This window comes from Rossellomorea sp. KS-H15a (assembly GCF_024195245.1).
In the GTDB taxonomy this organism is placed as follows: domain Bacteria; phylum Bacillota; class Bacilli; order Bacillales; family Bacillaceae_B; genus Rossellomorea; species Rossellomorea vietnamensis.
Genome location: NZ_CP096886.1, coordinates 600,001 through 613,252 on the forward strand (window position 1 = coordinate 600,001; position 13,252 = coordinate 613,252).

At 44.4% G+C, this 13,252-nt stretch carries 12 protein-coding genes and 2 rRNA genes (1 of these 14 cut by a window edge); 13 read left to right on the top strand and 1 reads right to left on the bottom strand.

Features of this window, described 5'->3' with window-relative positions; genetic code table 11:
- The 12 genes from M1J35_RS02905 to rsmI all read left to right on the top strand — a co-directional run.
- Positions 1-2,001, top strand: a 23S ribosomal RNA gene (locus M1J35_RS02905) (it extends 934 nt beyond the left edge of the window).
- A 103-nt stretch (positions 2,002-2,104) separates the two neighbouring features.
- Positions 2,105-2,221 (top strand): 5S ribosomal RNA (gene rrf / locus M1J35_RS02910).
- 561 nt (positions 2,222-2,782) lie between these two features.
- On the top strand, positions 2,783-2,983 hold the full coding sequence (locus tag M1J35_RS02915; protein ID WP_224522392.1) for a sigma factor G inhibitor Gin: 201 nt from the start codon (positions 2,783-2,785) through the stop codon (positions 2,981-2,983).
- 166 nt (positions 2,984-3,149) lie between these two features.
- Positions 3,150-4,565: an aminotransferase class I/II-fold pyridoxal phosphate-dependent enzyme gene (locus M1J35_RS02920; RefSeq protein ID WP_254652740.1), complete on the top strand. Its 1,416-nt coding sequence runs from the start codon at positions 3,150-3,152 to the stop codon at positions 4,563-4,565.
- A gap of 15 nt (positions 4,566-4,580) precedes the next feature.
- Positions 4,581-5,213 carry a dTMP kinase gene (tmk, locus tag M1J35_RS02925; RefSeq protein WP_224522390.1) on the top strand — a complete coding sequence of 211 codons (633 nt, stop codon included), beginning with the start codon at positions 4,581-4,583 and terminating at the stop codon, positions 5,211-5,213.
- Positions 5,214-5,348: 135 nt separating this feature from the next.
- Positions 5,349-5,678 (top strand): cyclic-di-AMP receptor, encoded by a 330-nt coding sequence (locus M1J35_RS02930; RefSeq protein ID WP_034762933.1) that lies wholly within the window; start codon positions 5,349-5,351, stop codon positions 5,676-5,678.
- 17 nt (positions 5,679-5,695) lie between these two features.
- Complete coding sequence (locus M1J35_RS02935; protein WP_229597134.1) at positions 5,696-6,136, top strand: YaaR family protein; 441 nt, start codon at positions 5,696-5,698, stop codon at positions 6,134-6,136.
- Positions 6,137-6,153: 17 nt separating this feature from the next.
- Complete coding sequence (gene holB, locus M1J35_RS02940; protein ID WP_224522388.1) at positions 6,154-7,137, top strand: DNA polymerase III subunit delta'; 984 nt, start codon at positions 6,154-6,156, stop codon at positions 7,135-7,137.
- A gap of 7 nt (positions 7,138-7,144) precedes the next feature.
- Positions 7,145-7,972, top strand: coding sequence for a PSP1 domain-containing protein (locus M1J35_RS02945; RefSeq protein WP_098438567.1), 828 nt, complete (start codon positions 7,145-7,147; stop codon positions 7,970-7,972).
- A gap of 14 nt (positions 7,973-7,986) precedes the next feature.
- On the top strand, positions 7,987-8,361 hold the full coding sequence (gene yabA, locus M1J35_RS02950) for a DNA replication initiation control protein YabA (RefSeq protein ID WP_061810606.1): 375 nt from the start codon (positions 7,987-7,989) through the stop codon (positions 8,359-8,361).
- Positions 8,362-8,610: 249 nt separating this feature from the next.
- Positions 8,611-9,372, top strand: a complete 762-nt coding sequence (locus M1J35_RS02955) for a tRNA1(Val) (adenine(37)-N6)-methyltransferase (RefSeq protein WP_224522387.1) — start codon at positions 8,611-8,613, stop codon at positions 9,370-9,372.
- Positions 9,373-9,392: 20 nt separating this feature from the next.
- Entirely contained in the window at positions 9,393-10,265 is an 873-nt protein-coding gene (gene rsmI / locus M1J35_RS02960; protein WP_254652741.1) for a 16S rRNA (cytidine(1402)-2'-O)-methyltransferase, read from the top strand.
- A gap of 56 nt (positions 10,266-10,321) precedes the next feature.
- Here the strand turns inward: rsmI and M1J35_RS02965 are convergent, their stop codons facing one another.
- The gene (locus M1J35_RS02965; RefSeq protein ID WP_034762946.1) at positions 10,322-10,603 is read right to left on the bottom strand and encodes a transition state genes transcriptional regulator AbrB; all 282 of its coding nucleotides are present in this window, start codon (positions 10,601-10,603) and stop codon (positions 10,322-10,324) included.
- A 491-nt stretch (positions 10,604-11,094) separates the two neighbouring features.
- Between M1J35_RS02965 and metG the strand changes: the two genes are divergently transcribed.
- Complete coding sequence (metG, locus tag M1J35_RS02970) at positions 11,095-13,056, top strand: methionine--tRNA ligase (RefSeq protein WP_254652742.1); 1,962 nt, start codon at positions 11,095-11,097, stop codon at positions 13,054-13,056.
- Positions 13,057-13,252 lie beyond the last annotated feature (196 nt).

Genomic DNA, 13,252 nt, shown 5'->3' on the forward strand with positions numbered 1-13,252 from the left:
TCATCGGGTTACCGAATTCAGACAAACTCCGAATGCCAAAGACTTATCCATGGGAGTCAGACTGCGAGTGATAAGATCCGTAGTCGAAAGGGAAACAGCCCAGACCACCAGCTAAGGTCCCAAAGTATACGTTAAGTGGAAAAGGATGTGGAGTTGCTTAGACAACCAGGATGTTGGCTTAGAAGCAGCCACCATTTAAAGAGTGCGTAATAGCTCACTGGTCGAGTGACTCTGCGCCGAAAATGTACCGGGGCTAAACGTATCACCGAAGCTGTGGATTGACACCTCTAGGTGTCAGTGGTAGGAGAGCGTTCTAAGGACTGCGAAGCTAGACCGTAAGGACTGGTGGAGTGCTTAGAAGTGAGAATGCCGGTATGAGTAGCGAAAGATGGGTGAGAATCCCATCCACCGAATGCCTAAGGTTTCCTGAGGAAGGCTCGTCCGCTCAGGGTTAGTCGGGACCTAAGTCGAGGCCGATAGGCGTAGACGATGGACAACAGGTTGATATTCCTGTACCACCTCTTTTCCGTTTGAGCAATGGGGGGGACGCAGGAGGATAGGGTAAGCGCACTGCTGGATATGTGCGTCTAAGCAGTTAGGCTGATGATGAGGCAAATCCCATCATCGTGAAGGCTGAGCTGTGATAGCGAGCGAATTATAGTAGCGAAGTTCCTGATTCCACACTGCCAAGAAAAGCCTCTAGCGAGGAAAAAGGTGCCCGTACCGCAAACCGACACAGGTAGGCGAGGAGAGAATCCTAAGGTGAGCGAGAGAACTCTCGTTAAGGAACTCGGCAAAATGACCCCGTAACTTCGGGAGAAGGGGTGCTCTGGTAGGGTGCAAGCCCGAGAGAGCCGCAGTGAATAGGCCCAGGCGACTGTTTAGCAAAAACACAGGTCTCTGCGAAGCCGTAAGGCGAAGTATAGGGGCTGACGCCTGCCCGGTGCTGGAAGGTTAAGAGGAGTGCTTAGCGCAAGCGAAGGTGCGAATCGAAGCCCCAGTAAACGGCGGCCGTAACTATAACGGTCCTAAGGTAGCGAAATTCCTTGTCGGGTAAGTTCCGACCCGCACGAAAGGCGTAACGATCTGGGCACTGTCTCAACGAGAGACTCGGTGAAATTATAGTACCTGTGAAGATGCAGGTTACCCGCGACAGGACGGAAAGACCCCGTGGAGCTTTACTGTAGCCTGATATTGAATTTTGGTACAGCTTGTACAGGATAGGTAGGAGCCTTGGAAACCGGAGCGCCAGCTTCGGTGGAGGCATCGGTGGGATACTACCCTGGCTGTATTGAAATTCTAACCCGCGCCCCTTATCGGGGTGGGAGACAGTGTCAGGTGGGCAGTTTGACTGGGGCGGTCGCCTCCTAAAGAGTAACAGGCGCCCAAAGGTTCCCTCAGAATGGTTGGAAATCATTCGCAGAGTGTAAAGGCACAAGGGAGCTTGACTGCGAGACCTACAAGTCGAGCAGGGACGAAAGTCGGGCTTAGTGATCCGGTGGTTCCGCATGGAAGGGCCATCGCTCAACGGATAAAAGCTACCCCGGGGATAACAGGCTTATCTCCCCCAAGAGTCCACATCGACGGGGAGGTTTGGCACCTCGATGTCGGCTCATCGCATCCTGGGGCTGTAGTCGGTCCCAAGGGTTGGGCTGTTCGCCCATTAAAGCGGTACGCGAGCTGGGTTCAGAACGTCGTGAGACAGTTCGGTCCCTATCCGTCGTGGGCGCAGGAAATTTGAGAGGAGCTGTCCTTAGTACGAGAGGACCGGGATGGACGCACCGCTGGTGTACCAGTTGTCTTGCCAAAGGCATCGCTGGGTAGCTATGTGCGGAAGGGATAAGTGCTGAAAGCATCTAAGCATGAAGCCCCCCTCGAGATGAGATTTCCCATCACGTAAGTGAGTAAGATCCCTAGAAGATGACTAGGTAGATAGGTCAGAGATGGAAGCATGGCGACATGTGGAGTTGACTGATACTAATCGATCGAGGACTTAACCACAAAGAGTCATTATTTTAATGAACAACAATTGGTCGATATTCGGCTTTCTTGACATCAATCCTTTATCTAGTTTTGAAGGAACAATCCTTCAACAGAATATTCGTCTGGTGATAATGGCGAAGAGGTCACACCCGTTCCCATGCCGAACACGGAAGTTAAGCTCTTCAGCGCCGATGGTAGTTGGGGGATCTCCCCCTGTGAGAGTAGGACGTCGCCAGGCAAATAGGAAAAAGAGTAGCTCTTAGGAGTTGCTCTTTTTTGGTTTGATTTGAAGTTCGAAGAACATGATTGTTTTATTAGATCTCTCCTGGACCGCAGTGCGAGGGTAGGGAGGAGCAAGAAGGTCGAGGACGCGAGGGAGAGAAGACCTTCGTTCAGGCTCCCACAGGAGGATCTGAACGAGTGAAGCGGACGAAGAGATTCGCCGCTCATCACTAGCCGCAGCCTTCAGTGCCGATGGTGGTTGGGGGCTCCCCCTGTGAGAGTAGGACGTCGCCAGGCAAATAGGAAAAAGAGTAACTCATTGGGAGTTGTTCTTTTTTTGTTTTAATTAAATTTGTTCGAAAAACCTCTCCATCTCTCAACCTAATACACTCATAATCTCAAGTCACCAATATACCAACATCTTTTCACAATCTTTTTTATAGAGACATACACAGACACGTTAACGGCAACATAAGATTAGAGTACACTTGATTATTCTGTCAGTTGAAATGTTTATAATTATGTATACAATTAGTGGTTTTGAGGCAGAATAGGTTGTATGGAGGTGGAGGGCCCGATGGTAAATCAGGAACGTAAGGCGGCTTTGGAAGAGTGCATCGTTTGTCACGTTGAGAAGAAGGTTGGAATCCATCTATACACATCGTTTATCTGCACAGATTGTGAAAAGGAAATGGTTCACACAGAAACGAATGATCCTTTGTACAAAACGTTCATACAAAGACTGAAAAAAGTGAATACTCCTCAAATCTACTCATAACCAGAAGGTATACATGGTTATGATTTTTTTTGCTTTCAGCGTTTCAATGGTTTATGAGTTTCGTTGATTCACCTTTATCCAAATAAGATTTGAATTCTCCGAAGCATGGTGCCGCATGGTTGTGATACGATATGGATGGATATTTTACTTTAAGGAGATAGATGGAATGAAGCGAGATCATACAAGAACCCCGCTGATTGAGGCGATCGAGAGGCATCGGTCTATACAACCCATTTCATTTCATGTACCAGGGCATAAGAACGGTTTGTTGGTCCAGGATCAGCCGTTTTATCAATCGGATCTTACAGAGTTAAGTGGTTTGGATGATTTACATGATTCCCATGAGGCGATTCGGGAAGCGGAGGAATTGCTTGGGGATGTATATGGGTCTTTAGTGAGTCATTTTCTGGTGAATGGAAGTACGGTAGGGAATATTGCAGCGATCCTTGCTTCCTGTGAACCTGGGGATACTGTATTTGTTCAACGGAATTGTCATAAGTCGGTGCTGAACGGCATCAGGCTAGCCAAGGCTGTTCCGGTTTTCATTGAAACTGAGTGGGATGAAATGGGGACCGCCCTTGGGATACGGTTGGAGGATATAAAGGAAGCGATGAACGTATTCCCTCATGTGAAAGCTTGTGTATTCACGTATCCGACTTATTATGGCTTTACATACAATCTTAAAGAAATCATAGATGAGTGTCATAAGCATGGTGTCATCTGTATCATTGATGAGGCTCATGGTGCTCATTTTAAATTGGGCATGCCTTTTCCCGAGTCTGCCATGGAGTGCGGGGCAGATATTGTGGTTCATTCCGCTCATAAGATGCTTCCGGCTATGACGATGGGATCTTATTTACATATTGGAAGTAGCCGGGTGGATGCGCATAAGGTAAAAGACTATTTAACTATGCTACAATCAAGTAGTCCTTCGTATCCGATTATGGCATCTCTTGATTACGCGAGATCCTATGTCGGGACGTTTTTAAAAGAGGACTTGGATCAAACACTTGAGCATATTCGCGAATTTATAGATGGGATTGAACGGATCCATCCTCAGCTCATTGTTCGACAGGCACATGATCCATTAAAGCTGATGATGAAGTTCGCAGGGCGGACGGGTTATGTTCTAAAGGAGCTGTTAGAATCTGTAGGTGTCTACCCTGAACTTGCTGATCCGAATCAGGTACTTCTGATCCTTCCTTTAGTAAAGAAGGGTTTTTCGTTTCCGTATAAGGAAGCGATCGCTAGGATAAAAAAGGCGCTCGAGGATGAGCCTGTGGTAGAAGTCCTTCCTATGGAGGGAATAATCAGCCCGAGAAGGACAACCCCTTTTTCCAGCCTTGCATTAACCCTGGAGGAAATGAACGGGAAAGTGGAAGTGTTGATTTCCCTGGACGATGCAGAAGGAGAAGTTTCCGCTGGAATGGTGACACCTTATCCACCGGGCATCCCCTTACTGGTGCCGGGGGAACGGATCACTGCCGATGTAATCCGGCGTTTGAACGAATATATAAGGAATAAGGCAAACATACAGGGGCACCACCGATTGGCTGACCACTGTGTGTATGTGTATCGATAAAGCGGAGGGAAACAGATGACAAGAGGATTGTTCATTACCGTTGAAGGCCCCGAGGGAGCCGGGAAGTCAACGATATTATCAGAGTTATATCAACAACTGCTGCAGGATGGCCTGGATGTTGTCCAGACGAGGGAGCCGGGAGGTATTTCCATAGCTGAGCAGATCAGGGAAGTCATATTAAATACAAAGAACACGGAAATGGATAAGCGGACGGAAGCACTGTTATATGCAGCTGCGAGACGTCAGCATCTGGTGGAGAAAGTGATCCCGGCCCTTGAGGCAGGCAGGATCGTCATTTGTGACCGGTTTATCGACAGTTCCCTTGCTTATCAGGGGAATGCCCGTGGAATCGGGATGGAAGAAGTCATGGACATCAATCAATTTGCGATTGAGGATAAGATGCCGGATCTCACGCTGTATTTTGACATTGATCCCGAAGAGGGGTTAAAGAGAATTGCCAAGCATAATGGCAGAGAAGTGAATCGATTGGATCTCGAATCGGTTGAATTTCATACTCGCGTCCGGGAGGGGTATCAGAAGTTGATCAAACAATATCCGGATCGCATTCAAGTCATCGATGCCAGTAAGAGTAAGGAAGCGGTATTTGCTGACGCGTATGAAATCGTGACGGGTTATTTAAACAGGTGAGACTAGTAGAAGAGACGGACTGCCGGGCAAAAATTCGCTGCCTGGTCCTCCGTCTCTTTTTTAGATGAAGCATTGGAGTCTTTTCAATGATATAATAGAAGGAAGTAAATGGCTTTATAACGGAGGAGTTCATTCATGAAGGTAATTATGGCAGTTGTACAGGATAAGGATAGCAATCGTTTGTCTAATGCCCTGATGGAACATAATTTTCGTTCGACAAAATTAGCGAGCACCGGCGGTTTTCTGAAGTCAGGAAATACGACGTTCATTATTGGTACTGAGGATATTCGTGTGGAAAAAGCCTTACAGGTCATTAAGGAAAACTGTCAGTCACGGGATCAAATGGTAGCACCGGTGTCCCCTATGGGTGGAAATGCAGATTCCTATGTGCCTTATCCCGTAGAAGTGGCTGTAGGCGGGGCGACGGTATTCGTTCTCCCTGTAGAACAATTCCATCAGTTTTAAAGTGAGGTTGGATCACGATGAAAATTAATCAGGACCACCGTGTGTCCTTGGATAGCGTGGCGAAAGATCAGAGAACTGGCAGTACCGGCCAAATGAAGTTCGGTCAGCTCGTCCAGAAACATGATCAGAAAATGCAGATGGATCAGCTTAATAAGCTTCTTGGGACGATAGAGGACGCCGGCACCCGATTAGCCCAGTCAAGGACATTCAAAGATCTTGCCAAATATAAAACATTGGTCAAGAAGTTTGTACGGGAAGCAGTCGACTTCGGAATGGACCTGAAGCAGTCCCATACCTGGAATCAATATGGTGAGGGACGAAAGCTGAATATCGTCGAAACGGTGGATCAGCATCTTGTCGGATTAACGGAAGATGTATTGGATAAAGAAAAGAAGTCAATTGATATATTAGGGAAAATCGGGGAAATAAAAGGTCTGCTTATTAATCTTTATATGTAAGAGAGTGATGTTAAGACATGTTGTTTGAAGAGATACAACCATTTCAGCCAGTCGTCCTTCAGATGCTGCAGAATAGTATATTGAAGGATCGTGTCGCTCATGCTTATTTATTCGAGGGTGAAAAAGGGACACGAAAGAAAGAAATGAGCATGCTGTTCGCCAAGGCCTTATTATGCCTGAACCGGGTAGACGGAAAGCCATGTGAAGACTGCTCCAACTGCAAAAGGATCAATCACGGGAATCACCCGGACCTACATGTAGTGGAGCCTGATGGTCTATCTATCAAGAAGGATCAGATTAAAAGTCTGCAAGAAGAATTTTCGAAAACGGGTGTAGAATCTAAGAAGAAAATCTACATTATCGTTCACGGAGATAAGATGACGGCGAATGCTGCTAACAGCCTATTAAAGTTTCTTGAAGAGCCGTTAGCGGATACAACCGCGATTCTCATCACAGAAAATATTCATCGGATCCTGCCGACCATTCTTTCCAGGTGCCAGACGGTTTCATTTAAACCGTTACCGAAAGAACAGCTGGCCAAACAGTTATTGGAAGAGGGGATCCCACCTCACTTTGCCACTCTTGCAGCCAACTTGACGAACCATTATGAGGAAGCTGTAGAAATATGTCAAAATGAGTGGTTTGCACAAGCAAGAATAATAGTGTTAAAATTATATGAAGTCCTCCAAAAAAGTCCCTTCCAAGCAATGGTCAAAATACAAGAGGATTTTGTACAGCACTTCAAAGAAAAAGATCAAGTCGATCGAGCATTGGATCTTTTACTTCTAATATATAAAGACTTACTTCATATCCAGTTAGGAAAAGAAGAGCAGCTCGTGTACCCGGACCAAAAGGAAAACTGGAAATCCAACGCACTTCAAGTATCAACCAATCGTCTTTCTACTAATATGACGGTGATCCTTGAAGCAAAACGCAAGTTAAACGCCAATATGAATTCGCAGCTGCTAGTAGAACAGCTTATGCTAAAACTGCAGGGGTGATGGTCCTTTGTACGATGTTGTAGGAGTTCGCTTTAAAAAAGCGGGTAAAATCTATTATTTCGATCCGGGTGATTTGGACATTCAAAAAGATTGTTATGTAATCGTTGAAACGGTCCGCGGAGTCGAATTTGGAAAAGTAGTCGTAGAGAGAAAGCAAGTCGGAGAAAATGATGTAGTTCTTCCGTTGAAAAAAGTGATTCGGATTGCCGATCAAAAAGATCGATTGATCGTGGACGAGAACAAGTCGTCTGCAACGGAAGCCTATAACGTATGTTGTGATAAAATTAATCAGCATCAATTGGATATGAAATTGGTGGATGTAGAATATACATTTGATCGTAATAAAGTCATATTCTATTTTACGGCTGATGGACGTGTTGATTTCCGGGAGCTGGTGAAAGATCTGGCCTCCATTTTCCGTACGCGCATTGAACTTCGTCAGATTGGCGTTCGAGACGAAGCAAAAATGCTGGGTGGTATTGGTCCTTGTGGCCGCATGCTGTGTTGTTCAACCTTTTTAGGGGATTTTGAACCTGTGTCCATCAAAATGGCGAAGGATCAAAATCTATCCCTTAATCCCACGAAGATTTCAGGTTTATGCGGACGTTTGATGTGCTGTCTGAAATACGAGAATGACGAGTATGAAGCAGCGAAAGAAGAACTACCTGATATCGGAGAAGTGATTAAGACACCTCATGGAAAAGGTAAAGTGGTAGGTCTTAATATTCTGGAACGTATTCTTCAGGTGGAAATCAAAGAAGAAGAGCGGGTTCTGGAATTCACATTAGATGAAATTATGAACGAAGGTGCCGTATCATTCCAAGCCACAGAGTAACGGGGTGTAGTGTCGTGGATAAGAAAGAGTTCTTTGATTCAGTCAGTAACATGGAACAACAAATTGGTGACTTGTATCATCAATTAGGTGAGCTCAAACAATGCCTAGCTGAAATGTTAGAGGAAAATAATTCTCTAAAGTTAGAAAATGAACATTTGCGCCGTAGACTGGAACAAACAGAGAACTCACCAAAAAAGGTACAAACAAACAACGATGCGGGTACGACGAGTGAGTCAGACTTAGAAGATAAAACACTGGATATTGGAGAAGGCTATGACAACCTTGCTCGACTATACCAGGAAGGATTTCATATTTGTAACATACATTTCGGAAGTCCCCGGAAGGATGAAGACTGCTTATTCTGCCTTTCTTTCTTAAATAAGAAATAAAGGTTACTTCATTCTTCTGAACAGAATACAGATAAAAAGGACTGATCCACGATATAGTGGGATTGGTCCTTTTTATTCGAAAAGCGCAGGCGGCTTGAACAGGCCCGACAAGCATAAGATGAATGGGCTGAGAAGGCGTTCTTTGCCTTCTTGGACCATTTAGCTTATGACCTCGAGGGACTAGCCGCCGGAGCTGGACAATCGAAAAGCAAAAACAACATATAATAGAAGAAAAAATGGAGGAAAGGCATGGTCGAGTTAAAAGAAGATGAGCGTTTAGATTATTTATTAGCTGAAAACATGAGGATCATTCAGAGTCCTTCCGTTTTCTCTTTTTCAACAGATGCGGTCCTATTGGCCCACTTCAGCTATTTGCCGATTCATAAGGGTAAGGTGGTTGATTTATGTTCAGGGAACGGCATCATCCCCTTATTGCTGAGTGCAAGAACCAATGTCCAGATAACAGGAGTGGAAATTCAAGAGCGGCTATTTGATATGGCACAGCGGAGTGTCGAGTATAATGACCGTCAGCATCAGATCACGATGAAAATGGGGGATGTAAAGGAAATTGATCAACTCCTCCATCATTCTCACTATGATGTGGTTACATGCAATCCTCCCTATTTCAATACGCCGCCAGGAGATAAACGAAATGTGAACGAGCACTATGCGATTGCCCGTCACGAAATCTTATGCACCCTTGAGGATACCATCAAAGCGTCCAGCTATTTGCTGAAACAGGGAGGCAAGGCTTCCTTCGTTCACCGCCCCGGCCGATTGATGGATATCCTTTCACTGATGAGAAAACATCGTCTCGAGCCCAAACGATTGCGCTTTGTGTATCCAAAGCCCGGGAGAGAAGCCAACACGATATTAATAGAAGGAATAAAAGATGGGAAACCGGACCTAAAGATCCTTCCCCCTTTATATGTATACGATGAGCAGAATGAGTACTCTAAAGAAGTACATGATATGCTATTTGGAAAACATAAAACGAACCACCAAACATGAACCAGGAGGTGATATTCACCATGAAGCAGCAGAAAAGTTTTCAGGACAGTGAAAAAGGAAGCCTGTATCTTGTCCCCACGCCGATCGGAAATCTCGAGGACATGACGTTCCGTGCCATCCGAATGATGAAGGAAGCGACGGTGATTGCAGCGGAGGATACGAGGAATACCAAGAAACTGTGCAATTACTTTGAAATTGATACACCAATCATCAGTTACCATGAACATAATAAAGAAACGAGCGGACAGAAACTGATTGAGCGAATGGAGAAGGGAGAGCTCGTGGCCCTTGTCAGTGATGCAGGAATGCCATCGATCTCAGATCCAGGTTATGAATTGGTGAAAGAAGCAATCGAACACAACATTGCCGTCATTCCACTGCCTGGGGCAAATGCCGCCCTTACGGCTCTCATCGCTTCAGGTTTAGCTCCTCAGCCATTTTACTTCTATGGTTTTCTGCATAGAGGAAAAAAAGACAAAAGAGCTGAGCTTGAAACCCTAAAATCCTTGGAGGATACATTTATCCTTTACGAATCACCCCACAGATTAAAAGAAACATTAAAAGAATTATATGCGGCTTTGGGAAATAGACAAATCGTCATCTGCCGAGAGCTCACGAAGAAGTTCGAGGAGTTTATACGAGGTTCAATCGAGGAAGTAATCGAATGGGCGAATGAGGGAGAAGTGCGGGGGGAATTCTGCTTGTTGATCGAAGGGGCAGGTCCACAAGAGAAAGAGGAGGAAGACGCTTGGTGGAGCAGTTACTCCCTGCAAGATCATGTCCAACACTATGTAGATGAAGAAAGCATGTCCTCAAAGGAAGCCATCAAACAAGTCTCCAAGGAGAGATCCCTCCCTAAACGGGAAGTATACCAGGCTTACCACGTGGAATAACTGCCAAACAAAAAGGCCTGAGTCGAATGGACTCAGGCCTGTCATATAGCAAAGGATTATTTTGATTGTAAAGATTCCTGAATTTCTTTCAGTAACTGATCTGCACCTTCACGGCTAAGAACTAATTTACCATTCGCAAGCTTGATGTTGTCATCAGAAACTTCACCAGTGATTTGGCAAGTCATGCTTGGCTTATATTTCTTTAAGATAATTCTTTCGTCATCCACATAAATTTCCAAAGCATCCTTCTCAGCGATACCTAATGTACGACGTAGTTCGATTGGAATAACGACACGGCCCAGTTCATCAACTTTTCTTACAATACCTGTAGACTTCATTTGAGAATCTCCTCCAAATAAATATGATTATTTATCTCTATCTGTTTCGTCAATATTCGACAAATTTCATTAACTGATACTATCATACCAACGATTAGGAATCTCGTCAATAATTAAATCTGTAAATTATTAATAATAAATGGATGTTTAAGTCTTGTTATAATAAGCTTTACGCTTTGTTGTAAAAAATTGTATTACCAATTGAATATTATTGTAATGAAAGTAATATTAAATAAGATTGTCGAATTTTCTTTACCTAATGCATAAGTTCGACATATTTCGACAAAATTCAATGTCGTTTTCGACAAAACTTACAATCAACATTGTTTAGTTGCAGAAACCCTTTATTTTAGGTATATTTTGATGAGATAAGAGGTTAAGATGATAGGTAAGGTCAAGGATGGATGTATATAACAGACCTGCCGCTATAAACCATACGGAGTCTGATTTGGGTTTATGGGGGTAAGTGAAAAAATGAGGAGGAACAGGAAGTGGAAGAAAAGTTGAACACCTTCTATATTACAACGCCGATTTATTATCCAAGTGGAAATTTACATATTGGACATGCATACACCACGGTTGCCGGTGATGCCATGGCCCGTTATAAGAGAATGCGTGGATTCGATGTCATGTACCTTACCGGGACGGACGAACATGGCCAAAAGATCCAAAGAAAAGCCGAGGAAGAAGGGATTACACCTCAGGCATATGTTGACGGAATTGTAAGCGGCATTAAAGACTTGTGGGAGAAGTTGGATATATCCTACGATGACTTTATCCGGACGACGGAGAAGCGTCATAAGGATATCGTAGAAAAAATCTTCAACCAGCTTGTCCAGCAGGGCGATATTTATCTGGATCAGTATGAAGGATGGTACTGTACCCCATGTGAATCCTTCTTTACGGAAAGACAATTAGAAAACGGGAATTGCCCTGATTGTGGACGCCCCGTTGAAAAAGTAAAGGAAGAGTCGTATTTCTTCAAAATGAGTAAATACGTGGATCGCTTACTTGCTTATTATGAAGAGAATCCTGAGTTCATTCAACCAGAATCAAGGAAGAATGAGATGGTGAATAACTTCATTAAACCAGGTTTGGAAGACCTTGCTGTTTCACGTACCACTTTTGATTGGGGAGTGAAGGTACCTGGTGATCCGAAGCACGTCATTTATGTTTGGATCGACGCCCTTTCCAACTACATCACGGCTTTAGGATATGGCAGTGAACAAGACGCAAACTACTTGAAATATTGGCCAGCCGATGTCCATCTGGTAGGAAAGGAAATCGTCCGTTTCCATACGATCTACTGGCCGATCATGCTGATGGCTTTGGATCTTCCGCTTCCAAAGAAAGTCTTCGCTCATGGATGGCTTCTGATGAAAGACGGAAAAATGTCCAAATCCAAAGGGAATGTCGTGGATCCTGTTACCCTTATTGATCGATATGGCCTTGATTCTCTTCGCTACTATTTATTAAGAGAAGTGCCATTTGGATCGGACGGTGTCTTTACGCCGGAAGGATTCGTAGAGAGGATCAATTTTGACCTGGCCAATGACCTTGGGAACTTATTGAACCGGACAGTGGCTATGATCAATAAATACTTCGATGGGGTCATTCCAACGTATGTTGATTCTGACGGTGAATTTGATCAAGCACTCCTGGATATGAACAATGAGACGGTGAAGAAATATGAAGAAGCCATGGAAAATATGGAGTTTTCAGTTGCACTGTCCAGCCTTTGGCAGTTAATCAGCCGTACGAATAAGTACATTGATGAAACACAGCCATGGGCCCTTGCAAAGGATGAAAGCAAGAAGGAAGAGCTTGGCAGCGTGATGAGTCACTTGGCTGAATCATTAAGAAGAGTGGCAGTCCTCTTACAGCCTTTCTTGACAAGAACACCTAAGAAGATCTTCGAGCAGCTGAATCTGCATGATGAAAACATGCACACATGGGAAAGCCTTGAGCGTTTCGGAGCCATTCCGGCAGGCACCGAAGTAGTCAAAAAAGGGGAGCCCATCTTCCCGCGTCTTGAACTACAGGAAGAGGTAGCCTTTATTAAAGAAAAAATGCAGGGATCTGCTCCTGTCGTGGAAGAGAAGAAGGAAGTTTCCGCACCGGAAGCTTCAGAGGAAATCGGGATTGACGATTTCATGAAAGTCGAGCTTCGCGTAGCCGAGGTGATTGGAGCAGAACCGGTTAAAAAAGCCGATAAGCTGCTAAAGTTGCAATTGGATCTAGGCTATGAAAAACGTCAAGTTGTATCGGGAATTGCGAAATTCTATCAGCCGGACGAGCTCGTTGGGAAAAAAGTGATCTGCGTAACGAATCTGAAGCCGGTAAAACTTCGCGGGGAACTTTCCCAAGGAATGATTCTTGCCGGAGAAGAAAGTGGAACGTTATCTCTTGCTTCCATCGATCAGTCTTTACCAAATGGAACAAAAGTTAAATAAATGATTCTTTGTGATAGATGAAATAAAGGGATGTTCCACGTGGAACATCCCTTTATTATATGCATATAATGAATTCGATGAATGGTAGTTTTTAATTAAGAAAATTAATTATATCAGTATAGTTAAAAAAGAGGGGTAAACAGATGATTTTGGTTCTGTCACTAAAATAGATAAAATGAAGTGTGACTGTAATGGG

Coding starts and splice junctions, on each gene's coding strand:
- M1J35_RS02920 (WP_254652740.1), top strand. CDS start 3,150: ATGAAGCGAGATCATACAAGAACCCCGCTGATTGAGGCGATCGAGAGG.
- M1J35_RS02915 (WP_224522392.1), top strand. CDS start 2,783: ATGGTAAATCAGGAACGTAAGGCGGCTTTGGAAGAGTGCATCGTTTGT.
- holB (WP_224522388.1), top strand. CDS start 6,154: ATGTTGTTTGAAGAGATACAACCATTTCAGCCAGTCGTCCTTCAGATG.
- M1J35_RS02955 (WP_224522387.1), top strand. CDS start 8,611: ATGGTCGAGTTAAAAGAAGATGAGCGTTTAGATTATTTATTAGCTGAA.
- rsmI (WP_254652741.1), top strand. CDS start 9,393: ATGAAGCAGCAGAAAAGTTTTCAGGACAGTGAAAAAGGAAGCCTGTAT.
- M1J35_RS02965 (WP_034762946.1), bottom strand. CDS start 10,603: ATGAAGTCTACAGGTATTGTAAGAAAAGTTGATGAACTGGGCCGTGTC.
- M1J35_RS02935 (WP_229597134.1), top strand. CDS start 5,696: ATGAAAATTAATCAGGACCACCGTGTGTCCTTGGATAGCGTGGCGAAA.
- M1J35_RS02930 (WP_034762933.1), top strand. CDS start 5,349: ATGAAGGTAATTATGGCAGTTGTACAGGATAAGGATAGCAATCGTTTG.
- tmk (WP_224522390.1), top strand. CDS start 4,581: ATGACAAGAGGATTGTTCATTACCGTTGAAGGCCCCGAGGGAGCCGGG.